This window comes from Aeromonas bestiarum (assembly GCF_028751155.1).
Taxonomy (GTDB): Bacteria; Pseudomonadota; Gammaproteobacteria; order Enterobacterales; family Aeromonadaceae; genus Aeromonas; species Aeromonas bestiarum.
The window spans coordinates 2,661,864-2,685,616 of the sequence record NZ_CP064746.1 but is presented as its reverse complement, the minus strand read 5'-3'; the positions used below and the strand labels follow the sequence as shown (position 1 = coordinate 2,685,616).

Sequence of the window (23,753 nt, the reverse complement as noted above, 5' to 3'; positions counted from 1 at the left end):
TCCCCCATTTCCATGCATGTTCCCTGCAAGCCCTGACCCGTTCAGGGCTTTTTTCATCATGGCCTGAGCCGGGCCGGGCGACAAAAGGTTGAGCCAGCTCCCAAAAAGCCTTTGATCCTGGGGCGGCTCTTGTGTAAAACCAGACAAGTCATCGATTACTCTCATCCACTCACGGAAAGCGTCATGAGCAAACAGATTTACAACTTCTGCGCCGGCCCCGCCATGTTGCCGGTTGAAGTCATGGAGCGCGCCCAGCGCGAATTTTGTAACTTCCAGGGGCTGGGAGCCTCGGTCATGGAGCTCTCCCACCGCGGCAAGCCCTACATGGCGGTCGCCGCCAAGGCGGAAGCCGATCTGCGCGAACTGCTGGCGGTGCCGGACAACTACAAGGTGCTCTTCATGCACGGTGGTGGTCGTGGTCAGTTCTCCGCCGTGCCCATGAACCTGCTCGGCGGCGCCAACAAGAAGGCCGATTATCTGCTGACCGGGGTCTGGGCCCAGAGCGCCGTGGATGAAGCCCACAAGTACGGTGACATCCAGACCTTCCCCGGGGTTGCCAAGAACGCCCAGGGGATCTCCCATCTGCTGCCGACCCCGGCGTTTCGCGCCGATGCGGCCTTTGTGCACTACTGCCCGAACGAAACCATAGACGGCATAGAGATGTTCGACATCCCGGCCACCGGCGATGTGCCCCTGGTGGCGGATTTGTCCTCCACCATCCTCTCCCGCCCCATCGACGTGAGTCGCTTCGGCATCATCTACGCCGGTGCCCAGAAGAACATAGGCCCGTCGGGCCTGGCCATCGCCATCGTACGTGACGACCTGCTGAACCAGGCCTGCGCCGACGTGCCCTCGATTTTTGACTACCAGCTCACCGCCAAGAACGACTCCATGTTCAACACCCCGCCCACCTACGCCTGGTATCTGGCCGGTCTGGTGTTCGAGTGGCTCAAAGAACAGGGCGGGCTCGCCGCCATGGAGGCGCGCAACAAGGAGAAGGCCGACTTCCTCTACGGCTACCTCGACCAGTCGAGCTTCTATGGCAACAAGGTGGATGCCAGCTGCCGCTCCCGCATGAATATCCCGTTCCAGCTGAAAAATGCCGAGCTGGACGCGCTCTTCCTGGCCGAGTCGGAAGCCGCCGGTCTGCTGGCGCTCAAGGGGCACCGCATCGTCGGTGGCATGCGTGCCAGCCTCTACAACGCCATGCCGCTGGAAGGGGTCAAGGCCCTGGTGAGCTTTATGGATGGCTTTGCCAAGCGTCACGGCTGAGGCGTTTTTCCCCAATTGCAAACGCCGGGGACTCCCCGGCGTCTGTTTTTTCAGTGGATCCTGATCGGCCGCGAGTCTGGCCCGCTTTTGTGCCACGCGCGGTCTTGCCGAGCAAGGCGCGGGCTGCTAACGTCCGGTCAGGTGAATTATTTGAGACAGTACAGGAAGTTTATGAATTCGTTGCGTTTGGAACCTATTTCTCGTGTGGCCGGTGAGGTCAATCTGCCCGGCTCCAAGAGCGTGTCCAACCGGGCTCTGCTGCTGGCAGCCCTGGCCCGTGGCACCACCCGGCTCACCAACCTGCTCGACAGCGATGACATACGTCACATGCTGGCGGCACTGACCCAGCTCGGGGTCAAGTACAAGCTCTCCGCCGACAAGACAGAGTGCACAGTGCACGGTCTGGGCCGCAGCTTCGCGGTGAAGGAGCCGGTCAATCTGTTCCTCGGCAATGCCGGTACCGCCATGCGCCCGCTGTGCGCCGCGCTGTGTCTGGGCTCGGGCGAATATACCCTGGGCGGCGAACCACGCATGGAAGAGCGTCCCATCGGCCATCTGGTGGATGCCCTGCGCGAAGCGGGTGCCCATATCCAGTATCTGAAAAAAGACGGCTACCCGCCGCTGGTGGTGGATGCCAAGGGCTTGTGGGGCGGTGATGTGCACGTCGACGGCTCCGTCTCCAGCCAGTTTTTGACGGCGTTTTTGATGGCGGCGCCCATGGCGGCGGGCGATACCCGCATCCACATCAAGGGGGAGCTGGTCTCCAAGCCCTACATCGACATCACGCTGCACATCATGAAGCAGTTCGGGGTGGTCATAGAGCACGACAACTACAAGCTGTTCTACATCAAGGGCAACCAGAGCTATGTCAGCCCGGGCGACTTCCTGGTGGAAGGGGATGCCTCCAGCGCCTCCTATTTCCTCGCGGCCGGGGCCATCAAGGGCAAGGTGCGCGTGACCGGCATCGGCAAGCACAGCATCCAGGGCGACATCCACTTCGCCGACGTGCTGGAGAAGATGGGTGCGCGCATCACCTGGGGTGATGACTTCATCGAGGCCGAGCAGGCCCCGCTGCACGGCATCGACATGGACATGAACCATATTCCCGATGCGGCCATGACCATAGCGGTTGTGGCGCTGTTTGCCGAGGGGCCTACTTCCATCCGCAACATCTACAACTGGCGGGTGAAGGAGACGGATCGTCTGCACGCCATGGCCACCGAGCTGCGCAAGCTGGGTGTGGAGGTGGAGGAGGGGCACGACTTCATTACCGTGACGCCGCCGGCCCAGCTCAAGCATGCGGCCATCGACACCTACAACGATCACCGCATCGCCATGTGCTTCTCGCTGGTGGCGCTGTCGGATACCGCCGTCACCATCAATGATCCGGGTTGTACCTCCAAGACCTTCCCGGACTACTTCGACAAATTGGCAAGCGTCAGTCAGGCCGTTTGAGCCAGTTTCGATTGCTCCAAGGCCCGCCTCAGTGCGGGCCTTGTTTTTCAGTCCGCCAACAATTCGCTAGCAGTATTATTGCAACTTGCAAGACTGCGTTGCTAAATTCATTTCATGAAGATGTAATTTTCTATTTACACCGCTGCCCGTGCGGGCTAGATTGAAGTTTCTTTATCGCAGTCATCTAGCAGGAAGCCTTGTCATGCAGCATCAAACCGACGACGTTCGTATCAGTGAAATCAAAGAGTTATTACCCCCGGTTGCGGTGCTTGAGAAGTTTCCAGCCACCGAGACCGCATCAAATACCGTCTTCGAATCCCGCCAGGCCATTCATCAGATCCTGGCCGGTGAAGATCAGCGCCTGCTGGTGGTGATCGGTCCCTGCTCCATCCACGACCCCGCCGCCGCGTTGGAATATGGCAAGCGCCTCAAGACCTTGCGTGATGAGCTCAAGGGTCAGCTGGAAATCGTGATGCGGGTCTACTTCGAGAAGCCGCGTACCACGGTCGGCTGGAAGGGGCTGATCAACGACCCCTACCTCGACAACAGCTGCCAGATCAACGACGGCCTGCGCATCGGTCGCAAGCTGCTGCTGGATCTCAACGACATGGGGCTGCCGACCGCCTCCGAGTTCCTCGACATGATCACCCCGCAATACGTGGCGGATCTGATGAGCTGGGGCGCCATCGGGGCCCGTACCACCGAATCCCAGGTACACCGCGAGCTGGCCTCCGGTCTCTCCTGCCCAGTGGGCTTCAAGAACGGCACGGATGGCACCATCAAGGTGGCCATCGATGCCATCGGTGCCGCCAGCGCGCCGCACCACTTCCTGTCGGTCACCAAGTATGGCCACTCCGCCATCGTCGCCACCCGGGGCAACCCGGATTGCCACATCATACTGCGCGGCGGTCGCGAGCCGAACTACAGCGCCGCGCACGTTGACGAGGTGGTGAAGGGGCTGGACAAGGCCGGTCTGTCGCAGAAGGTGATGATAGATTTCAGCCACGCCAACAGCAGCAAGCAGTTCAAGAACCAGATGCTGGTGGCCGAGGATGTGGCCGGTCAGCTGCGCGCCGGCAGCCGGGCTGTGTTCGGTGTCATGGTGGAGAGCCACCTGGTGGAAGGGCGCCAGGATCTGGTGGACGGCTGCGAGCTCACCGTCGGTCAGAGCATCACGGATGCCTGCATCGGCTGGGCCGATACCGAAGTGCTGCTGCGCAATCTGGCCGATGCGGTGGCCACTCGCAACGCGGGCTGATCCTGATCTGTCCCGGCTGCCTGCGGCAGCAGCAAGGCAATAAAAAGCGCGACCTCGGGTCGCGCTTTTTTGTTGGGGCGCTGCGCCTTACCAGCGGTAGGTCTTGAGCAACTGCTCCAGCTTCTGGCACTGCTCCACCAGCTGGATACTGGCGAGGTTGGCGGCGTGTGCCTGGCCCAGGGTGTCGTTGGAGGTGTTGCGAATGTCGCTCACCGAGCTGTCCACCTCGCTGCAGACCCTGTCCTGCTCCTCGGCGGACTGTGCCATCTGGGCGTTGAGATCGTTGATGCTGGCGATGCGACCTATGATGTTCTGCATGGCGGCCAGGGTCGCCTCCGTTTTGTGGATGCTCTCGTCCGCCTTGGATTTTGCATCCCCGATCACCGCAACGGCGCTCTGGGCCTCTTTTTGCAGGGCGGCGATCATCTGGGAGATCTCCTCGCTGGCGGCGCGGCTGCGGTTGGAGAGGGCGCGTACCTCGTCGGCCACCACCGCAAACCCGCGACCCTGCTCGCCGGCGCGGGCCGCCTCTATGGCGGCGTTGAGGGCCAGCAGGTTGGTCTGATCCGCAATCCCCTTGATCACCTCCAGCACGCCATCAACGGCCAGACAGCGGTTGTCGAGCTGCTGGATCACCCGATCGACCCGTTCAATCTCGGCCGACATCTCGCCCATGTCGGTGATGGAGTGCTGGGCGAGGCGACTGGTGTCGGCCGCATCCTGGTTGGTGAGGGCGGAGAGCTCGGCGCTGTGGCGGGCGTGCTCGCGCACCTCGTGGGAGCTGGCGGCCAATTCGCTGACGGCGGCGGCGACCTGGGTGGTCATGCTCTCCTGCTGGCGGGCCGAGCCTTCGGTCTGGGTCGCGACCTGCCGGATCTGGTTCGACTCCTGATAGAGCTGCCGAGTCGCGTGCTCCACCTCCTGCAGGCTGTGGCGAAAACCCTGCACCATGTCGCTGACGGCGCGGGTCATCTGGCCCAGCTCATCCTGGCTCGGGTTGAGCAGGGGGAGGGAGAGATCCCGCTCCTTGGCCATGCGGGTCATGGTCCGTTGCAGGTGGCGCACCGGTCGCTTGATGTAGCGCTGCAGCACCCAGCCAAGCAGGCCGAACCCGAGCCCGAACACAGCCACCAGGCTGCCGCTCAGGATCAGGTTGTTGTGGCGAATTTCGCCGAAGGTGTGGCTGAGGTCGTAACTGATCCGCACCGCCCCCATGACGGTGCCTTCTGGCACCTGATGGCAGGTGGTGCACTGGGTGCCACGGTACTCCTTGTACGCCTTGAAGGGCTTGACCAGGGTGAGTCGGTTGCCCTGCTGCTCGAGTATGGTCTCCCCTTGCGTTATGGCGCGCTGATCCCAGTTGTCCTCTGCCTGCTGATCCGGGTGACCCGGCCCGAACAAGTCGGTCACGGCGGGGGCGCGGATCAGGCGAGCCTCGACGATCCCTGCCTCGCTCTTGAGCTTGGTCTGCACGATTTGCCGGTTGGCGATGGCTCCCGTCATCATCATGACGTTGAGCTGATCCATGTAGGTGTTGGCGGCGCTCTCGACCTTTTCACCGGCCAGCCGGATGGCGAGATCCCGTTGCAGCCAGGCGGAGAGTTCGAAACTGAGGGCGAAGGTACAGCCTATCACCAGGGTGAGGGGGAGGAAGATTTTCCAGTTCAGTGACAGATTTTGCATCGTTTGCAGGGTCCATGCGCAAGTGGGCGAGCGTCAATGCCGGGCGACTCTCCTCACGCTCGCTCGTCAGGGCGGGGGAGATGGTTCTCTATCGGCACACCCTACCCCATCTTGAGTAAATTATCTGTTAACTGGATCCATGATGGAGGTTAAGGATGGGTAGCAAAGCTGGGTTGTCTGAGCCTGGTTTGATCCAGCACAAGCTCGGCATTAATTGATAGTGGTTATCATTTGCATTATTTCCATGTGGTAACCCAGCCAGTGATGACATTACAACTGACCCCGACCATGACCGGACTCGACACGCCGGATCCCCTCAAATTTGCCTTCGGCGCCAAAACCTCGGCCCATGCCAGTCGCGGTGGCATTCGCCCCTTCACCCTCGACCATGGGGGCTGGCAAGCCTGGTGGCAGCAAGAGAGCGAGGCCGGGGAGCGGGCGCTCTACATCCATATCCCGTTTTGCCGCAAGCGCTGCAGCTTCTGCAATTTCTTCGAAAATGGCGCCAACCCGGCGCGCATGAGCCGTTACATGGCGGCCCTGTGCGCCAGCCTGCAGCAGGCGGCGGATACCCCCTTTGGACAGAGCAAGCCCTGCTCGGCCGTCTATGTGGGGGGCGGCACACCGACTGACATGGCGGTCGAGGATCTGGCGCGATTGGCCAGGGCTATCCAGGGTTTTCCGCTGACCGCAGATGCCGAGGTGACCCTGGAGGGGCGCCTCAATGGCTTTGATGATGCCAAGTGGCAGACAGCACTGGCGGGGGGCTTCAACCGCTTCTCGTTCGGGGTGCAGAGCTTTGATACACAAGTACGCCAGCAGGCGGCCCGCTTCGATGACAGGCAGACCCTGCTGGCCCGGTTGAGCGATCTGACCCGGGATGATGCCGCCGTGATAGTGGCGGATCTCATCTTCGGCCTGCCGGGACAGGATGATGCCGTGTGGCGCCAGGATATCGCGGACGTGATGGCCAGCGGGGTGCACGGCGTGGATCTCTATCAGCTGATCGCCATGGCGGGCACCAATCTGGAACGGGCCGAGGCGAGCGGCAAACTGGGCTGGGCGGCCGATGGTCAGCAGCGAGCCGCCATGTATGCCTATGGCGCCCAGACGCTGGAGCAGGGCGGCTGGCAGCGGCTCTCCTGCAGCCACTGGCGGCGCGGCGATGCCGAGCAGAGCCGCTACAACCAGATGGCCAAGCGCGGCGCCGAGATCCTCCCCTTCGGGGCGGGGGCCGGAGGCAGCGTGCACGGCCATGGCCTCATGTATGGCCGGGATCTGGCCCTCTGGCACGAGGCGCTGGCAGGCGGTGTGCGGGCACCCGGCATGGTGATGGGGAAGAACTCAAATGCCCTCATGGACGGCCTGCTGCGTGGCGCCCTCGACAGCTGCTGGTTGACGCTGGCGCGTCTGCCGGCGCCGCTGCGGGCCCACCTGTTGCCGCTGTTTGAGGCCTGGCAGCGGCATGGGCTGGCGACGCTGAGCGAGGCGCGGCTTGAACTGACCCTGGCGGGGCGTTTCTGGAACGTCAATCTGCAGGCAGGAATGTTTGAGTACTTGCAACTCAATCCGCTGGCGGGATCTGAGGCGGCGCCGGCTCCGGCCGACATGGTGCGCCACTCGCTGGTGTGACGGACAGGCGTCAACGAAAGGGAGGGGGATGAAACGGGGGCGCTGAAAAGCACCCCCGTGTTCAGTTATCGGTTGTGCACCTCTTCCACCCGCACCTGCAGATGCCCCTCGGCGAGCGTGGTGATCAGGGTTTGCCCGGCGTTCACCTGGGCGGCGCGGTTGATCACCTCACCGCTCTGGGTGCGGGTGATGGAGTAACCGCGACCCAGGGTGGCGAGCGGGCTCACACCGTCGAGGCGGGCAGTGAGCATGGCGAGGCGGTGGCTGGCCAGATCCTGGCGTTTGGCGATCAGCGCATAGAGCCGCTCTTCGGCCAGCTGATGGCGGCGCTTGCCAGCGGCCAGCAACCGCTCCGGGCTCTTGCCTTGCAGGCGCAGCTCCAGGTTGGCGAGGCGCCGCTCCCCCTGATGCAACTTTTGATTCATCAGCTGTTGCAGGCGGGCGGAGAGTTCGTCGAGGCGCTGGGACTGCTGCTCCAGCCGCCGTTTGGGATCCTGATGGTCGAGCCGTTTTTGCAGCAACGCGAAGCCGTGGCGGGCGGCGGTTTGGTGGCGGCCTATGCCCTGTGCCAGCCGTTGCCACAGATGGGCGAGGCGCTGGATGCGGGCCTGGTTGTCCGGCGCCACCAGTTCGGCGGCGGCCGACGGGGTCGGGGCACGCAAGTCGGCGGCAAAGTCGCTGATGGTCACGTCCACCTCGTGGCCCACAGCGCTGATGACGGGGATGCTGGAGTTGGCAATGGCGCGCGCCACCGCCTCCTCGTTGAAGCACCAAAGGTCTTCCAGCGAGCCGCCGCCGCGACCTACGATCAGCACGTCCACCTCGGCGCGGCGGTTGGCCAGGGCAATGGCCGCCACTATCTGGCCGATGGCGGCGCTGCCCTGCACCTGGGTCGGGTAGATGAAGACGGGGAGATCCGGGGCGCGGCGTTTGAGCACGGTCAGCATGTCGTGCAGGGCGGCGCCGGTGGCTGAGGTGACCAGCCCCACGGCGCGCGGTTCACGGGGCAGGGGGCGCTTGCGGCCCTCGTCAAACAGCCCTTCTGCGCCGAGGCGGCGCTTGAGCTCTTCGAAGCGCAGGGCCAGCACGCCATCGCCGGCGGGCTGCATGGATTCGATGATGAGCTGATAGTCGCCACGCGGCTCGTAGAGGGAGACCCGCGCCTGCACCAGCACCTGCATGCCATCCTGCGGGCGAAACGCCACCCGCCGGTTGTTGCCCTTGAACATGGCGCAGCGCACCTGGGCACCGAGATCTTTTAGCGAAAAGTACCAGTGGCCCGAGCTTGGCATCGCCAGGTTGGAGAGCTCCCCGGTCAGCCACACCAGGCCGAGATCCTGCTCCAGGATCATGCGCACTGCGCTATTGAGGCGGGTGACGGTAAAGACCTGTTGTTGCTGGCTGGATGGGTTGAGGCGATTCAAGGGGGATCCTGCTGCTGTGCCCCGGGCAAGGGGAGAAAACAATGGCGCCATCTTAGCGCAGTTCGGCGCAAGAGCCGAGCCCTGGCGTGGCCCGGCTTGATCTGGTGGCGGCCGCAGGGGGGTGAGCACCCATTGGGTAAACAACTATCATCAATCGTGTCTTGAACATTCGACCGACTGCCAGAGCGAGCTGGGAACAGCTGATGTCAGCATGGACAAGGGGTGTGTGGCAAGGCGGTTGCGACCAAGCGCCAAGCAAGCAGAGACAGGCCGCATCGACAGTGCTGCAGCAACCCAAATCAACGGTTTTCTCATCGCTGATATTGAATATGTTGGGATGGTTCAGGTGAGCGTAAATAAAACACGCTTGCCTGCACCTGCCCCCTCATTCAGGAGGCATTACCATGAGTATCTTTCACCGGGAAGCGCTATTGCTTGTTCTTGTCTCTTCTTTGTCATGGGGGGGCAACCGATATTGATGTTGCAGTCTACCCATTCAGTCCATTTGTTGAAAAAACCAGTGACAATGAGTGGCATGGGGTGACCTTCGATATTATTGATGCACTCAATGCTGTCCAGTCCGATTATCACTATCGCCCCGTTGTTACCAGCCCTTATCGTGTATATGCAGAAATGTATATGGGACGATTTGACATGCTCCTGTTTCAGGATGTCAGCTGGGGATGGGATGTCAATAAAGTGATTATATCAACCCCTCTGCTGGATTACTCGGAATGCTATGTCGCACGTTATAAAGCGGGTCGGGATCAAAATTTTTTCAATGAGTTAAATAAACTGACAATGATAGGGGTAAGAGGTTTTCATTATTTTGAGAAAAAGACCAGTTTGCTGTTGAGAGATGATAGCCAGATAGTCAATGCCCTGTTGAAAGATCGGGGGGATTTTATCCGGCTGGGTTTTTATCGTCTGCAAGACATGCTGAAGCAGGATCCTGAATTACGGAGCAAACTGATCATATCCATTCATCCGGCACAAAATTATCATTTACGAGCCATATTCGCCGCTACATCCGATATTTCCATCATGGTTTTTCAAGAGCACCTGGCAAGCTTGGCTCGGCTGGGGTTGCTTGACGATATATGGAAGAAATATGGCATTCAGAGTCGGGTCGATGAAGACTCCACCCTGGATTGCAATTTCAAATAAAACGGTCAAGAAACGACGCCGGCATCTTGTGTCGATGCCAGTCCCATGGCACAGAATGACGTTTGTTTCCCCGGTGCCGTGTCACAACGGAAGATTGCTGGCATTTGCTATGGAGTCGCGCTGTGGGCAGGCATGTTGCGGCCCACCCGGGCCGCTCAAGAGTCCTTCATCCGTGCCAGGCCGGCTGCGGCTCTGGTCGGGCTGACCACCAGCCAGACTGCGAGACAGACGATGGCGCCACCGACCACAAAGCCCTCAGTGATGGTCTCCCCGAGCACCAGGTAACCCCACAAGATGCCAAAGGGAGGAATGAGAAAGGTGACCGTCAATGAGCGCAGCGGTCCGATATCTGCGATCAATCTGAAGTAGATGAGGTAGGCGAGGGCGGTACAGATGAGACCGACCGCCAGCACGCTGGCCCACACCTCAGGGATGGCCCAGTCCACCGCAGGCCCCGCCGTCACCGAGTAGCCGAAGAAGGGCAGCAGGAACACGCATGCCCCCAGCTGGCTGCCGAAGGCCACCAGTTTGGCATCGAGGCCGCCGCGCTCCGAGATCCAGCGCCGGGTCAGAAACCCGGCGCAGCTGTAGCAGGCGGTGGCGATCAGGCAGGCCAGCACTCCCGTGATCAGGTTGCCGCTCACATTCACCTCGCTGGTGGTGGTGATGAGGGTGATGCCGACTATGCCCAGCATGACCCCCAGCCATTTGCGCCCGCTCAGTTGCTCGTTGAAGCAGGAGAAGCCGATCAGGGCCCCCATCAGCGGCGTCGTCGCGTTCAGGATGGCCGAGTAACCTGCCGGCAACCAGAGTGCGGCGATGGCGTACATCAGAAACGGGATGCCTGAGTTGATGATACCGAGCAGCATGGCGGATTTGAGCTTGCCCTGGAAGAGCATGGGGGAGCGCAGCAGTAGCAGTATGACGCCAAGCCCCACCAGGCCGAAGAAGACCCGCAGGAAGGCGGTGTTGACCGAACCAAAGGCCGGCGCGGCAATGCGCATGAACAGAAAACTGGCGCCCCAGATCGCGGCCAGGAGCAGCAGTCTCACATAATCCGATGTTCTCATCTTGCTTCCTTGAAATGATGGCCGCGGGCCAACCTGATGTGGGTCAGACTCGGCATCATGCCGGGTACGGGCGTGGGATGGCAACTGCGTGTATGGGGGGCGTCCTTGTGCAAAAGGCATCACCCGGGGTGATGCCTTTTGCACATTGCCAGGTGGCGGGCGCCACAAGGCCGGGGTTAGCCTGCGTCCGGCTGACTGACAAAGGCAATCTTGTGCAATCCATGCTGGGACGCCTGCGCCATCACCCTGGCTATGATGCCGTACTCGACCCGCTTGTCGATGCGCAGCTGGATCTCGGGCAGCTCCCCATCGGCCTTGCCGGCAGTCTCCATCTGGGCAAGCAGGGCGGCCTCATCGACCTCCTTGTCGTTCCAGTAGATCTTGCCTGTGCCATCGATGGCGAGGGTGATGTCCTCCTTCTCCGGCTGATTGAGCTGGCTGCTGGCCTCCGGCAGCTCGAGCTTGACCGCATTGGTGAGCAGGGGGGCCGTGATCATGAAGACGATGAGCAGCACCAGCATGACGTCTATCATGGGGATCATGTTGATCTCGGAGAGGGGCTGATCGTCTCCGTCGTCCGACAATTTGCCAAATGCCATTACCCGTGCCCCTTCTTGGCTTCCCGCTCGGTCAGCTGGGTTACGTTGGAGGGGGCCTGCTCAAATCCCGTCACCAGCAGGGCAAACAGGTCGTAGGCAAAGGCCTCGAGCGCGGCCAGCTTGAGGCGATTGCGCCGCACGAAGAAGTTGTAGACAAGCACGGCCGGCAGGGCGACGGCGAGGCCAAAGCCGGTCATGATCAGCGCCTCGCCCACTGGGCCTGCCACCTTGTCCAGACTGCTCTGGCCGGCGGCACCTATGGCCAGCAGCGCATGATAGATGCCCCAGACGGTGCCAAACAGCCCGATGAAGGGGGCCGCCGAGCCCACGGAGGCGAGGAAGGCCAGGCCGTGCTCCAGCCTTACCCGCTCGTGGGTAATGGCCTGGCGCAGCGCCCGCAACAGATACTCGTCCGGTGAACCCAGCTTGAGCGACACGGTCCGCTCCCCGGCCCGGTTCAGTTGCGCTACCGTCGCCAGCGCAGTGCTGGTCACGCGACCATAGGCCTCCTGCGGCGGGAGATGGGCCAGCTGACGTTCCATATCCTGCACGCTCTCGTGCTGCCAGAAGCGGGTCACGAATTGTGCGTTGAGGCGGCGCTCGCGCTGACCCAGCACGATTTTCAGCAGGGTGTAATAGCAGGTGCCGAGGGACATCAATACCAGCAAAATGAATGGCAGCAGCCCCACACCGGTATTTTGACTGAGCAGATGGGCGACGCCCATCCCGTTGTTTGCGATTTCCGGATCCATATTCAAGCCCTTAATTTAAAAATGATGGTGACCTTTGCCCAGGCCTCGACGGCCGTATTGTTCTGTTTGGCGGGAATAAATCGCCAGCGACTGACCGTCTTGCGCGCCGTCATGTCCAGCCGCCGATAACCGCTGCCCTTGTCTACCTCCACCGAGGAGGCGGTGCCATCGGCCGCCACCAGTACATTCAGGATGACGCGCCCCTCCTCACCCCGTCTTCTTGATTCATAGGGGTAGGGTGGCTCAGGGTTGTTCAGCCGCGCATCGCGGGCGATGGGGGCGCTGCTGCCAGCCCCGCTGCCGCTCTGCCGGGACTTGACCGGCGCTGTGCCACTGCCGCCTTGTTGGGCATTGGCCGCCACCGGCGTGGCAGGGGCCGAGGGCGCCGCGACCGGTTCTGCCCTGGCCACCTGAGTAGCCTTGGGCGTTGGCGGTGCCGGTACCCTGGGGGCCGGTTTGGGAATGGGTTTCCTGACCGGTTTTTTAACGACCTTCTTTTGAACCGGTATGGGCTTTTTGACCATGGGCGGCGCCGGGGCGGCTGCCGGCGCCTTGGCCGGCGCGTCATTGGCGCTGGCCTCACCGACCCAGCGGGCCGACAGGGTCAGCGGCAAGGGCGGGGTGATGGGCGCAGGCTGGTGTTCATAGAGCCACCAGAAGGCGGCAAGATGCAGGACGACCGCGATGGCAAGGCAAGCGAGGCGGGCGGCATCGGGATCGTTGGCGGGCAGTGTTGGCCTCGGGCTGCAGGCTTCCATCACTGCCCTCCATTCCAAATTTTCATGTTCATACTCAAACGGATAGTGTGGTAGAGCCAGTACAGTGCACTAGCATGCCTGATGATGCCAATCGCAAACAACAACCATTATCAATCGCATTTTAATCGAGAGATACCACCGCCAGATGCTGACCGGGCTGTTCCCTGTCGCGCGGGATCCGGTCTGCGCTGGCCAGCCGGATCCTGCTGGCCGGGTGAACTGGGTCGAGTGCCATCAGGATGTTTGCATCTGGCGCCGCAGTTACAGCTCCAGCAGAACCCCCAGCTCCACCACCCGGTTGGCCGGGATATGGAAGAAGTCGGTCGCCTTGAGGGAGTTGCGATTCATCCAGACGAACAAGCCTTCCCGCCAGCGTGCCATGCCGGGCAGGTCGGTACTGACCAGATTTTCGTGAGAGAGGAAGAAGGAGGCATCGCGCATGGAGACCTTCAGGTCTTGCTGGGCACAGGCTTGGAAGATCTCCTCGATGGAAGGGACCTCCTTGTAACCAAAGTGCGCCACGACCTGCCAGAACCCCTCCCCAAGGTGGGTGAGAAGGATGCGCTCCTTGAAGGACAACCAGGGCTCATCCTTTATCTGTATGGTCAGAAAAATGACCCGCTCGTGCAGGATCTTGTTGTGTTTGAGGTTGTGCAGCATGGCGTGGGGCACCACCTGCACCGACTTGGAGAGGAACACGGCTGTCCCCGGCACCTGCAGTGGTGGATGAGCCAGCATGTTGTCGACAAACCCTTTCAGCGCCAGTGACTTGTGCTCAAGCTTGTCGAGAACCAGCTCGCGACCGCGCTTCCAGGTGGTCATCACCACTATGGTCAACAGTGCAAACAGGATGGGCAACCAGCCGCCGGCCAGGAACTTGGTGGTATTGGCGGCAAAGAAGGTGACATCGACCAGCAGGAGAGGGGCTCCCGCGATCACGATCAGCCAGGTTGGCCATTTCCAGCGATGGGCGGCGACCACCATCAGCAACAGGGTGGTGATCGCCATGGTGCCTGTCACCGCTATGCCATAGGCGGCGGCCAGATTGCTGGAGCTTCTGAACCAGAATATCACCAGCACTATGCCGGCCAGCAGCAGCCAGTTCACCACTGGCAGGTAGATCTGGCCAATCTCATGCTCGGAGGTATGGCGGATCTCCTGGCGTGGCAGATACCCGAGCAGGATCGCCTGGCGTACGACTGAGTAAGTACCGGAGATGACGGCCTGGGACGCGATGACAGTCGCCATGGTCGCCAGGATCAATAACGGTATGGCCATCCAGGTGGGGGCGAGCAGATAGAATGGGTTTTCAATGGCGTCAGGACGGCGCAGCAGCAGCGCCCCCTGGCCAAAATAGTTGAGCAGCAGGGACGGCATCACCAGCGAGCCCCATGCCAGCCGGATCGCACCTCGGCCAAAATGGCCCATGTCGGCGTAAAGCGCCTCAGTACCGGTGACGCAGAGCACGACAGCGCCCAGGGTGATGAAGGCCACACCTGGCCGGCTGAACATGAAATCAAGGGCATAGAGGGGATTGATGGCCTGCAGGATGGCCGGGTTTTGCACAATTTCCTTTGCCCCGAGTCCTGCCAGCACGCCAAACCAGAGCAACATGATGGGACCGAAGAGTCGGCCTATTCCTGCCGTGCCGTAATGCTGAATGCCAAACAGTATCACCAGCACTATGAGGGTTATGGGCAAGACGAAAGAGGCCAGTTCGGGGGCAACCACCTGCAGGCCCTCGACGGCAGACAGCACCGAAATCGCGGGTGTGATCACCGCATCCCCGATGAACAAGCCCACCCCGATCAGCCCCAGCAACATGGCCAGGGATCGAGCCTTGGGCGACAGGCGGCGTGAGGCCAGGGAAGCCAGGGTCAAGATGCCCCCTTCACCCTTGTCATCAGCCCTCAATACCAGCAAGACATATTTAAATGAGACCACGATCATGATGGTCCAAAAAAAGAGGGAGATGATCGACAGGATGTCGTCAGGGGTCGGCTGCAGGCCAATATGCCCGGCAAAGCTCTCCTTCAAGGCGTAGAGCGGGCTGGTGCCAAGGTCGCCGTAGACGACGCCCAGTGCGGCCAGGGTAATCGCCATGCGTCCTTGATGATGTCCGTTGCTCATCATGAAATTCCATTTCAATTCAGACTGTTAATCATGATACGCGAGGTTTGGCCAAAGTGAATACTGTGATGGACACTTCGATATTCCCCATGGCATCGAACCCGGCTGATCTGCATGCCGCCATGCGTTGCCTCGGCCATGTCAGAACTGCCTGAGTCGCGTCAGTATGAGTGCCTGGGCGAGTGTCTTGGCAAGCGAGGGGGTGACCTCGGGATCCGGGTTGGCGACTGAGCAGGGGGCCTCTTTGCATAAAATCGCAGTCTGGCAACTCTTCTACCCCCAAAGTGCCTGTTTAGGACTGATAATCTTGTTTTTTTGGCCTTTTGGCACGTCAAACACGGGCTACGCCATAAAAAATTCAAAAAACTTCTTTACCAGTGACCAATCGGTGAGTAAACTTCGTCGGCAATATTTTACACCCCCACTTCCTCAACGGTGAGATATTGCCATGCTCAGGATTGCCAAAGAAGCGTTAACCTTCGACGATGTACTGTTGGTTCCCGCCCACTCCGATGTTCTTCCCAATACTGCCGATCTGCGTACCAAGCTGACCTCCTCTATCAGCCTGAATATCCCAATGATTTCCGCTGCCATGGACACAGTGACCGAAGCCCGTCTGGCTATCGCACTGGCCCAGGAAGGCGGTATCGGCTTTATCCACAAGAACATGTCCATCGAGCAGCAGGCTGCAGAAGTGCGCAAGGTCAAGAAGTACGAGAGCGGCGTGGTCACTGACCCCGTCACAGTACGTCCTGACATGACCATTGCCCAGGTCAAGGAGCTGAGCCACAAGAATGGCTTCGCTGGCTACCCTGTCGTGACCGAGGGCAACCTGCTGGTTGGTATCATCACCGGCCGCGACGTGCGCTTCGTGATCGATCTCTCCCAGACAGTCGAACAGATCATGACCCAGAAAGATCGTCTGGTGACCGTGCGTGAAGGGGCCCCTCGTGAAGAGGTGGTTGCCCTGATGCAGAAGCACCGTATCGAGAAGGTGCTGGTGGTCAACGCCGATTTCAAACTCAAGGGCATGATCACCGTCAAAGACTTCCAGAAAGCCGAACGCAAGCCGAACGCCTGTAAAGACGAGCGCGGCCGCCTGCGTGTCGGTGCGGCCGTCGGTGCCGGTGCCGGCAACGAAGAGCGCGTCGCCGCCCTGGTGGAAGCCGGTGTGGACGTGCTGCTGATTGACTCCTCCCACGGCCACTCCCAGGGCGTGCTGGATCGCATCAAGGCGACCCGCGATGCCTATCCTGAGCTGCAAATCATAGGTGGCAACGTAGCCACCGCCTCTGGCGCCCTGGCGCTGGTCGCCGCTGGCGTCAATGCCGTCAAGGTTGGTATCGGCCCTGGCTCCATCTGTACGACCCGCATCGTGACCGGTGTTGGCGTGCCCCAAATCACAGCCATTTCCGACGCCGTTGACGCGCTGGAAGGCACTGGCGTGCCCGTGATTGCCGATGGCGGCATCCGCTTCTCCGGTGACGTGGCCAAGGCCATCGCCGCGGGCGCCAGCTGCGTCATGGTGGGCTCCATGTTCGCCGGTACCGAAGAGGCGCCGGGCGACATCGAGCTCTATCAGGGTCGCTCCTTCAAGTCCTACCGTGGCATGGGTTCTCTGGGCGCCATGTCCAAGGGCTCAAGCGACCGTTACTTCCAGACCGACAACGCCGCCGACAAGCTGGTGCCGGAAGGGATCGAAGGGCGCGTACCCTACAAGGGCCGCCTGAAAGAGATCATTCACCAGCAGATGGGCGGCCTGCGCTCCTCCATGGGATTGACCGGCTGCGCCACCATCGACGACATGCGCACCAAGGCTGAGTTCGTGCGCATCTCGGGTGCCGGGATGAAAGAGTCCCACGTCCACGATGTGACCATTACCAAAGAAGCCCCCAACTATCGGATGGGCTGATAAAACGGGGCTGCGGCCCCGTTTCTCCACCAGTTTTTATCCCCACACCAGCCTGATGCAGGAATAAAATGACTAAAGACATTCACCAGCACCGTATCCTGATCCTGGACTTCGGTTCCCAGTACACCCAGCTTATCGCCCGTCGTGTCCGGGAAATCGGCGTCTACTGCGAACTGTGGGCCTGGGATGTGACCGAAGAGCAGATCCGCGAATTCAATCCCAACGGCATCATACTCTCCGGCGGCCCGGAATCCGTGACCGAGGCCGGCAGTCCCCGTGCCCCCGCCTATGTGTTCAACGCCGGTGTGCCGGTGTTCGGTATTTGCTACGGCATGCAGACCATGGCCGAGCAGCTGGGTGGCAAGGTGCAATCCTCCACCGAACGTGAATTCGGTTATGCCCAGGTGGAAGTGCTGGGCCAGACCAATGCCCTGCTGCGCAGCATCGAAGATGCCATCGCCCCCAACGGCAATGCGCTGCTGGACGTCTGGATGAGCCACGGCGACAAAGTCACCGCCATCCCCGCCGACTTCACCACCATAGCCCAGACCGCCACCTGCCCCCATGCCGCCATGGCGTGCGAGGCCAAGGGCTTCTACGGCGTGCAGTTCCACCCGGAAGTGACCCACACCCGTCAGGGTGCCCGCATGCTGGAGCACTTCGTCAAGGACATCTGCGGCTGCGAATGCCTGTGGACCCCGGCCACCATCATCGACGACGCCGTTGCCCGCATCCGCGAGCAGGTGGGGGACGACGAGGTGATCCTGGGCCTCTCCGGCGGTGTCGACTCCTCCGTGGTCGCCATGCTGGTACACCGTGCCATCGGCGAGCGCCTGACCTGCGTCTTCGTCGACAACGGTCTGCTGCGCCTGAACGAGGGTGAGCAGGTGATGGAGATGTTTGGCGATCACTTCGGTCTCAACATCATCAAGGTCGAAGCCGAAGAGCGCTTCCTCTCCGCCCTGGCGGGCGAAGATGAGCCGGAAGCCAAGCGCAAGATCATCGGCCGCGTCTTCGTCGAGGTGTTCGACGACGAAGCCAAGAAGCTGAAAAACGCCCGCTGGCTGGCGCAAGGCACCATCTATCCGGACGTGATCGAATCGGCCGCCAGCAAGACCGGCAAGGCCCACGTCATCAAGTCCCACCACAACGTCGGCGGCCTGCCGGCCGAGATGAAGATGGGTCTGGTCGAGCCGCTGCGCGAGCTGTTCAAGGACGAAGTGCGCCGCGTCGGTCTGGAGCTGGGTCTGCCCTACGACATGCTCTACCGTCACCCCTTCCCGGGCCCCGGTCTGGGCGTGCGAGTGCTTGGCGAAGTGAAGAAAGAGTACTGCGATCTGCTGCGCAAGGCCGATGCCGTCTTTATCGAAGAGCTGCGCAAGGCCGACCTCTACAACCAGGTCAGCCAGGCGTTCGCCGTCTTCCTGCCGGTGCGCTCCGTCGGCGTCATGGGCGATGGTCGCAAGTACGACTGGGTGATTGCCCTGCGCGCCGTCGAGACCATCGACTTCATGACCGCTCACTGGGCCCATCTGCCCTATGACTTCCTGGGTCATGTGTCGAACCGCATCATCAACGAGATCAACGGCATCTCCCGCGTGGTGTACGACGTCTCCGGCAAGCCGCCTGCAACCATCGAGTGGGAATAAGCGGCTCACGCCCCTCTGCCCTTCGAGCATAAAAATGCCAAAAAGACGCCCTTGCGGCGTCTTTTCTTTTTCCAATCGTTTGCGCCTCAATTTTCTGCTCGCTAGCCGCTTTCTCGCCCCCTTGCCCCTGTCAGATATGACAGGAGGTGTTTTATGGATCTCGCACTAGGCTCTGCCATGCCAATTGAGACCGGTGCTGTGAGGCGGCGGCCGTGGCAAGAGGGGAAGCTGGGTGCCAGCAGGCCTTCATTCACGCTGCCGGCACCGGACATACTGATACATGGTCGGTATGGCCCCCGGTGGAGTCCGGACACCACTTGAATAAACGGGGCGGAACCCGAACAGCCAAACGAGTAGGGACAAGAGATCACGGAGGGTTTGCTATGTCAGAACAAGCAGTGTTGCTGGGTGGATGGACCGCATACCACAAGCTGAGCGCAAAAGATCAGGCGGTATTTGACCTGGCACTGAAAGGATTTGTCGGGGTGCAGTACCAGCCGTTTGAAGTCTCCACCCAGGTGGTGGCTGGCACCAACTACCGTTTCAAATGCAAAACCACGGTGCCGCTGCCCAACCCGATCCACGGGGAAGCCGTGGTGCAGATCTTCCAATCTCTGGATGGTTCTGCTCATATCACCTCCATCACCCCGATTTGATCCGGTTGTGGGGCTAGGTGGGGAGGGCGTAGAGTGTCCAACCGGTTTACCGCCAACCTCACTAATAAGAAAGACGCCCGAGGGCGTCTTTTTTTTCTTCCACGAGTTTGCGTGTCAGTTTTGTTCTGACAACGGAACAGTGAAGAATGAAACTCATGCGATTGTTGACATGCGCAGATAATTTTTGGTTGAAATATAATCACCTTCCGATATAGGTCACTCCACTTCCTATACAAGTAGATTATTGATTTATATGTGAATAATATAGTTGCTTTCTAACTCGGAAAGATCAGAGGGCATCGTGGCGATTTTTGATATTGAGAAAGATGAATTACTCCGGCTCTCTGATACACAGCTTGAAGAGTTAATAGCGCGTCTTGCTGAAGCGGAAATTTCAGCCCACGGGCATAGCCCTGCCTATGTACACTGGTCAGGCTCTATAAATGCCCCCGACGGCGGTATCGATGTGCACGTTAAAGTACCGGTCGAGCAAATGAGCACAGGCTTTATTGAAAGACCTGATACGATCTTTCAAGCCAAAAAGCATCCAATGCCGAGGGCTGCGATAACCTCAGAAATGACTACTGATGGTGCATTATCATCGATTATCTCTGAGCAAGCGGCAAAGGGAGGGAGCTATATCATCATCAGCTTAAGTGATGATTGTTCTCCTCTTATGAAGAGGGATCGCCTTAAGGCAATGAAGGATGCAGTGACGGATGATCCTAATCGCTCCAATATTCACTTGGATTTTTACGACCGCTCGAAACTGGCGCAATGGTTGCGGCAGCACCCGTCAGTCATGCTCTGGGCCAAAAAAACGCTCGGTCAGGGATATTCTGGGTGGCAGCCATATGGTGCTTGGAGCAATCCGCCTCAGGGGTCAGAAGATACCTTGATTTCAGCACCTGGGGTGACAATTACTCTGCCATCCGGAAAGGGGCAAAAGCTAGCCATTCAGGATGCTATCGGTCCAATGCGTGAGCTGATTCGCTCAACCAATAAAGCTGTTCGCATCACGGGATTATCCGGTGTTGGAAAGACCCGAATTGTACAGGCACTTTTCGATGAATCAGTCGGAGCAGATGCGCTCGATCGTACTATCGCAGTTTATGTTGATACTGGAGAAAGCCCAGAACCCTCTGCAACAGCAATGCTGGATCGACTGATCGCTGAGGGGCGACGGGCCATTATGATCCTTGATAATTGCCCTTCTGAATTGCACACACTTCTAGCCAGTAAAGTAGCGGCCAAAGGTACGATCAGCCTTATTACTGTTGAGTATGACATTAGAGATGACAAGCCTCAGACCACAGAGGTCATCCAGATTGAAGCGGTGGGGCCTGAGGTTGCCGAACAGCTTCTTCTACGTCGTTTTCCCAATATCGGTCGAAATAACGCCCGCCGAATAGCAGAGTTTTCTGATGGTAATGCACGAGTTTCTTTGGCTATTGCCGAGAGAGTTGAGGTAGGTGAAAGCCTGGCCCAGCTGTCAAATTCACAGTTATTTAACCGTTTGTTCGAACAGCGAAACAATCCGGATGAGGGTCTACGGGAGCAAGCTGAAATATTATCTCTAGTCTATTCATTTTCGGTCTCATCGGCTGAGGAAGGTCAAAACGAACTGGAGGTATTGGGATCTATCTCGGGGTATTCCGTAAACCAGTTGTTCCGAGCAACAAGCAAGTTGTCAGAACGCCATATTGTACAGAAGAGGGCTCATTGGCGGGCCATCTTGCCCCATGCAATTGCCAATAGATTGGCTGGGTCAGCATTGAATAGCATTCCAGTCGAACAGCTCAAAGAAACTTTTGAAGCCCCGGATCGTCAGCGTTTACTCATGTCGTTCGCGCACAGGTTAGGGCTGTTGCACGACCACGCTGTTGCGAAAGAAATTGTTAATACTTGGCTTGAACCTAGTGGGTTATTAGGGCGGATAACTACGTTGGATGATATGTCGGCACGAATGCTGGATTATATCGCACCGGTTTCTCCCGAAACTCTTCTCGATAGGATTGAGACCGTACTTATTTCCTCTAGTTTTAATGGTATGAAGCCGGGTTACAATTCACGGCAAACATCAATTATTAATATTTTATGTCAGTTGGCGTATGAACCCAAAGCCTTCGAACGTTGCATCAAACTCCTTGTTCATATGGCTGATTATGAGAAGGATAACGATGGCAATAACCCACTGACAAGGCAGATAACGAATTTCTTTCAAGCATATCTGTCTGGCACACACGCTACTTTAGTACAGCGAATTGCTATTATGAATGAATGTTTTTCATCTGATGTTCCTAGACGTAAATCATTGGGTTTCAAGATGCTTTCGACAGCCCTAGAGGATCGCTGGACTGGTTTTGGAATGAATGCGTTTGGTGCTCGGCCGAGAGACTATGGACTTCACCCTAGTCATGATGAGCTTGTAGAGTGGCGCACCACTTTTATCGACGTAGCCGCACAATTGGGCACTTCTGGCGATCCAGCTCTTGAAGTTCCCGCACGGCAGATTATGGCGAATACATTTCGAGGGATGTGGAGCCAGCAAGCGATAAGGGAAAAACTTATTGACGCTGCCCGCAAACTACATGCACATCGCCCTTGGGGAGATGGTTGGAAAGCCGTCCGCTCTACGATCTATTTCGATCATACCGAGCGAAAAAACGTGAATAATGTCGGGCCCATACCAGATAATCTTGCCACCTTGGAGAAAGAGCTGGAACCTCATGATTTGCTTCCGACAATCATGACGTATGTGTTGAGCAGGGTACATGGCCTGTGGACGCTGGATGCCGATTTTGATCACAATGATCATAACAAGTATCAGGAAGCTGAAAGGCGACTTAAAGCCAAGGCGTTCCAATTGGGTGAGGAGTTTGCGGTCTCAAGTCATAAGTTCGATGAGCTGGGACCTAACATATTTTCCAATGACTACATGCCTTACCGTGCAGTATTCGGGAGAGGTTTGGCCAAAGGGGGGCATGACTTATATACCGCTTGGCTAAAACTTATCGAGCATCTTGAACGGCAGCCAGCAGGCCATAAGAACTTGTCAGTTTTTGAGGGCTTTATCGAAGAAGTTGACCGTATCGAGCCAGCTCTTGCTAAGGCGCTACTTGAGGATTGTGCACTGCATCCTGAACTTCGGCATGGTCTGGTCGATCTGCATCCCCAAAGAAGTTTTACAGAAGCAGATTTGGATCGTTGCATGATGCTTCTTGATGAGCCCGATATTTACCCGAGTATGTACGAACCAATCTTATGGCGGGATGAATATGAGAGTTTGCCCCGAGAGCGTGTACTCGATCTTGCAACACGGATCCTGAGTAAACCAGGTGGCAGCGATGTGGTGCTGCGTGCGCTAAGTATGCGGTTACACAGTGAAGAAGGGGCTGTGGACAAGCTTGGCCTTGATTTTCGACAAATAGGTCTTAAAGCTGCGAGGCTGAGTCTGCCAAAGGATCATTGTGCTTCCTGTGGGGGGGATGGTTACAACATGGAATGCGTCATCAGTGCTGCATTACGTTTCGATGGCAATGAGCCCGAAAAACAGGAGTGGTTGGACGCGATCTTTGCTGTTGTTGACCTGCACTATGGTTACGTCCATTCATATGAAAGTGCCATTGAGACAACAGCTGTGCTGATGCCAGAAGCATTTTTAAACCGAGTCTTTGAAGGCACTGAAGAGCAACAAGAACGACGGCAGTTTTTTATTTGTAACAGCGACTTACGATTCTCACCTCTCGCCAATATTAATATGGATTTTCTGATTGACTGGTGTTGTGCCCGAAATGAGCCCCGCGTATGGATGGCTATTGCAGCAAGTATTAATTTGTGGGGAAAGGATAAAGAAATTGAAGGGCTTGGGATGTCAGAGTTAGCTCTCAGGCTGCTTGAGGCATCTCCTGCCCCTGCTATTGTTCTGGAAATATTCGCCGAGCGTGTCACTCCTTCATCTTGGTCTGGTAGTCGAGCCAAAGTGATGCAGTCCAGAGCTGAGGCAATTCGCAAGTTGGTTGAACATGAAAGAGCAGACATTGCGACAGCAGCCCAAACAGTCTCTGCAAACTTGGTTCAGCTAATCGAGCGCCAGAAAGAGCGAGAACAGCGGGAGGATATGGATCACGAGCAGCGGTTTGAATAAAAACTGTCTGTTTCAAGTCCGTAGGGTGCAATGAACAACGTGAATTGCACCGCTAATTTGCCCACTTCAAACCTTGTTCAAAAGGCACTCTCCAAACGGTGCAATGCGCTGCGCTTATTGCACCCTACCTGTTTCGTCAATTCGACGGGGGCGTTGCTTAGCGCCATACCCCGTCACCAAGGCAACAAA

16 protein-coding genes are annotated in these 23,753 nt (G+C 58.6%); 9 read left to right on the top strand and 7 right to left on the bottom strand.

Annotation, left to right across the window (positions count from 1 at the left end; translation table 11 throughout):
* Positions 1-183: 183 nt before the first annotated feature.
* The 3 genes from serC (at position 184) to aroG (ending at position 3,985) form a co-directional block, all read left to right on the top strand.
* Positions 184-1,272, top strand: a complete 1,089-nt coding sequence (gene serC / locus IU367_RS12455; RefSeq protein WP_274452050.1) for a 3-phosphoserine/phosphohydroxythreonine transaminase — start codon at positions 184-186, stop codon at positions 1,270-1,272.
* A 171-nt stretch (positions 1,273-1,443) separates the two neighbouring features.
* A complete protein-coding gene (aroA, locus tag IU367_RS12450; protein WP_172955359.1) occupies positions 1,444-2,727 on the top strand; it encodes a 3-phosphoshikimate 1-carboxyvinyltransferase in 1,284 nt (427 codons plus the stop codon).
* Between the two features lie 202 nt (positions 2,728-2,929).
* Positions 2,930-3,985: a 3-deoxy-7-phosphoheptulonate synthase AroG gene (gene aroG / locus IU367_RS12445; protein WP_274452049.1), complete on the top strand. Its 1,056-nt coding sequence runs from the start codon at positions 2,930-2,932 to the stop codon at positions 3,983-3,985.
* Between the two features lie 87 nt (positions 3,986-4,072).
* Here the strand turns inward: aroG and IU367_RS12440 are convergent, their stop codons facing one another.
* Entirely contained in the window at positions 4,073-5,668 is a 1,596-nt protein-coding gene (locus tag IU367_RS12440; RefSeq protein WP_274452048.1) for a methyl-accepting chemotaxis protein, read from the bottom strand.
* A gap of 264 nt (positions 5,669-5,932) precedes the next feature.
* Between IU367_RS12440 and hutW the strand changes: the two genes are divergently transcribed.
* Positions 5,933-7,300, top strand: coding sequence for a heme anaerobic degradation radical SAM methyltransferase ChuW/HutW (hutW, locus tag IU367_RS12435; protein WP_274452047.1), 1,368 nt, complete (start codon positions 5,933-5,935; stop codon positions 7,298-7,300).
* 65 nt (positions 7,301-7,365) lie between these two features.
* Here hutW and xseA read toward each other — a convergent pair whose 3' ends face one another.
* Positions 7,366-8,724, bottom strand: coding sequence for an exodeoxyribonuclease VII large subunit (gene xseA, locus IU367_RS12430; RefSeq protein ID WP_274452046.1), 1,359 nt, complete (start codon positions 8,722-8,724; stop codon positions 7,366-7,368).
* A 435-nt stretch (positions 8,725-9,159) separates the two neighbouring features.
* On the opposite strand from xseA, the gene IU367_RS12425 reads away from it, so the two are divergent.
* Positions 9,160-9,891, top strand: coding sequence for a type 2 periplasmic-binding domain-containing protein (locus tag IU367_RS12425; RefSeq protein ID WP_274452045.1), 732 nt, complete (start codon positions 9,160-9,162; stop codon positions 9,889-9,891).
* Between the two features lie 155 nt (positions 9,892-10,046).
* On the opposite strand, the gene IU367_RS12420 is transcribed toward IU367_RS12425, so the two are convergent.
* From IU367_RS12420 to IU367_RS12400, 5 genes are all read right to left on the bottom strand, one after another.
* On the bottom strand, positions 10,047-10,961 hold the full coding sequence (locus IU367_RS12420) for a DMT family transporter (protein ID WP_274452044.1): 915 nt from the start codon (positions 10,959-10,961) through the stop codon (positions 10,047-10,049).
* Positions 10,962-11,137: 176 nt separating this feature from the next.
* Positions 11,138-11,560 (bottom strand): ExbD/TolR family protein, encoded by a 423-nt coding sequence (locus IU367_RS12415; RefSeq protein WP_103472428.1) that lies wholly within the window; start codon positions 11,558-11,560, stop codon positions 11,138-11,140.
* Positions 11,560-12,312, bottom strand: coding sequence for a MotA/TolQ/ExbB proton channel family protein (locus IU367_RS12410; RefSeq protein WP_042871531.1), 753 nt, complete (start codon positions 12,310-12,312; stop codon positions 11,560-11,562). Before IU367_RS12410 ends, IU367_RS12415 begins: the two co-directional genes overlap by 1 nt.
* 2 nt (positions 12,313-12,314) lie before the next feature.
* On the bottom strand, positions 12,315-13,070 hold the full coding sequence (locus IU367_RS12405; protein ID WP_274452043.1) for an energy transducer TonB: 756 nt from the start codon (positions 13,068-13,070) through the stop codon (positions 12,315-12,317).
* 261 nt (positions 13,071-13,331) lie between these two features.
* Positions 13,332-15,200 (bottom strand): potassium transporter Kup, encoded by a 1,869-nt coding sequence (locus IU367_RS12400; protein ID WP_241278068.1) that lies wholly within the window; start codon positions 15,198-15,200, stop codon positions 13,332-13,334.
* Positions 15,201-15,648: 448 nt separating this feature from the next.
* Here IU367_RS12400 and guaB point away from each other — a divergent pair, with 448 nt between their 5' ends.
* The 4 genes from guaB (at position 15,649) to IU367_RS12380 (ending at position 23,564) form a co-directional block, all read left to right on the top strand.
* Positions 15,649-17,112, top strand: coding sequence for an IMP dehydrogenase (gene guaB, locus IU367_RS12395; RefSeq protein ID WP_043140671.1), 1,464 nt, complete (start codon positions 15,649-15,651; stop codon positions 17,110-17,112).
* A gap of 68 nt (positions 17,113-17,180) precedes the next feature.
* Positions 17,181-18,761, top strand: a complete 1,581-nt coding sequence (gene guaA, locus IU367_RS12390; RefSeq protein ID WP_241324815.1) for a glutamine-hydrolyzing GMP synthase — start codon at positions 17,181-17,183, stop codon at positions 18,759-18,761.
* 383 nt (positions 18,762-19,144) lie between these two features.
* A complete protein-coding gene (locus IU367_RS12385; RefSeq protein WP_043140676.1) occupies positions 19,145-19,417 on the top strand; it encodes a hypothetical protein in 273 nt (90 codons plus the stop codon).
* Between the two features lie 301 nt (positions 19,418-19,718).
* Positions 19,719-23,564 carry a P-loop NTPase family protein gene (locus IU367_RS12380; RefSeq protein ID WP_274452042.1) on the top strand — a complete coding sequence of 1,282 codons (3,846 nt, stop codon included), beginning with the start codon at positions 19,719-19,721 and terminating at the stop codon, positions 23,562-23,564.
* Positions 23,565-23,753: the final 189 nt, after the last annotated feature.

Coding starts and splice junctions, on each gene's coding strand:
- serC (WP_274452050.1), top strand. CDS start 184: ATGAGCAAACAGATTTACAACTTCTGCGCCGGCCCCGCCATGTTGCCG.
- aroA (WP_172955359.1), top strand. CDS start 1,444: ATGAATTCGTTGCGTTTGGAACCTATTTCTCGTGTGGCCGGTGAGGTC.
- aroG (WP_274452049.1), top strand. CDS start 2,930: ATGCAGCATCAAACCGACGACGTTCGTATCAGTGAAATCAAAGAGTTA.
- IU367_RS12440 (WP_274452048.1), bottom strand. CDS start 5,668: ATGCAAAATCTGTCACTGAACTGGAAAATCTTCCTCCCCCTCACCCTG.
- hutW (WP_274452047.1), top strand. CDS start 5,933: ATGACATTACAACTGACCCCGACCATGACCGGACTCGACACGCCGGAT.
- IU367_RS12420 (WP_274452044.1), bottom strand. CDS start 10,961: ATGAGAACATCGGATTATGTGAGACTGCTGCTCCTGGCCGCGATCTGG.
- IU367_RS12415 (WP_103472428.1), bottom strand. CDS start 11,560: ATGGCATTTGGCAAATTGTCGGACGACGGAGACGATCAGCCCCTCTCC.
- IU367_RS12410 (WP_042871531.1), bottom strand. CDS start 12,312: ATGGATCCGGAAATCGCAAACAACGGGATGGGCGTCGCCCATCTGCTC.
- IU367_RS12405 (WP_274452043.1), bottom strand. CDS start 13,070: ATGGAAGCCTGCAGCCCGAGGCCAACACTGCCCGCCAACGATCCCGAT.
- IU367_RS12400 (WP_241278068.1), bottom strand. CDS start 15,200: ATGAGCAACGGACATCATCAAGGACGCATGGCGATTACCCTGGCCGCA.
- guaB (WP_043140671.1), top strand. CDS start 15,649: ATGCTCAGGATTGCCAAAGAAGCGTTAACCTTCGACGATGTACTGTTG.
- guaA (WP_241324815.1), top strand. CDS start 17,181: ATGACTAAAGACATTCACCAGCACCGTATCCTGATCCTGGACTTCGGT.
- IU367_RS12385 (WP_043140676.1), top strand. CDS start 19,145: ATGTCAGAACAAGCAGTGTTGCTGGGTGGATGGACCGCATACCACAAG.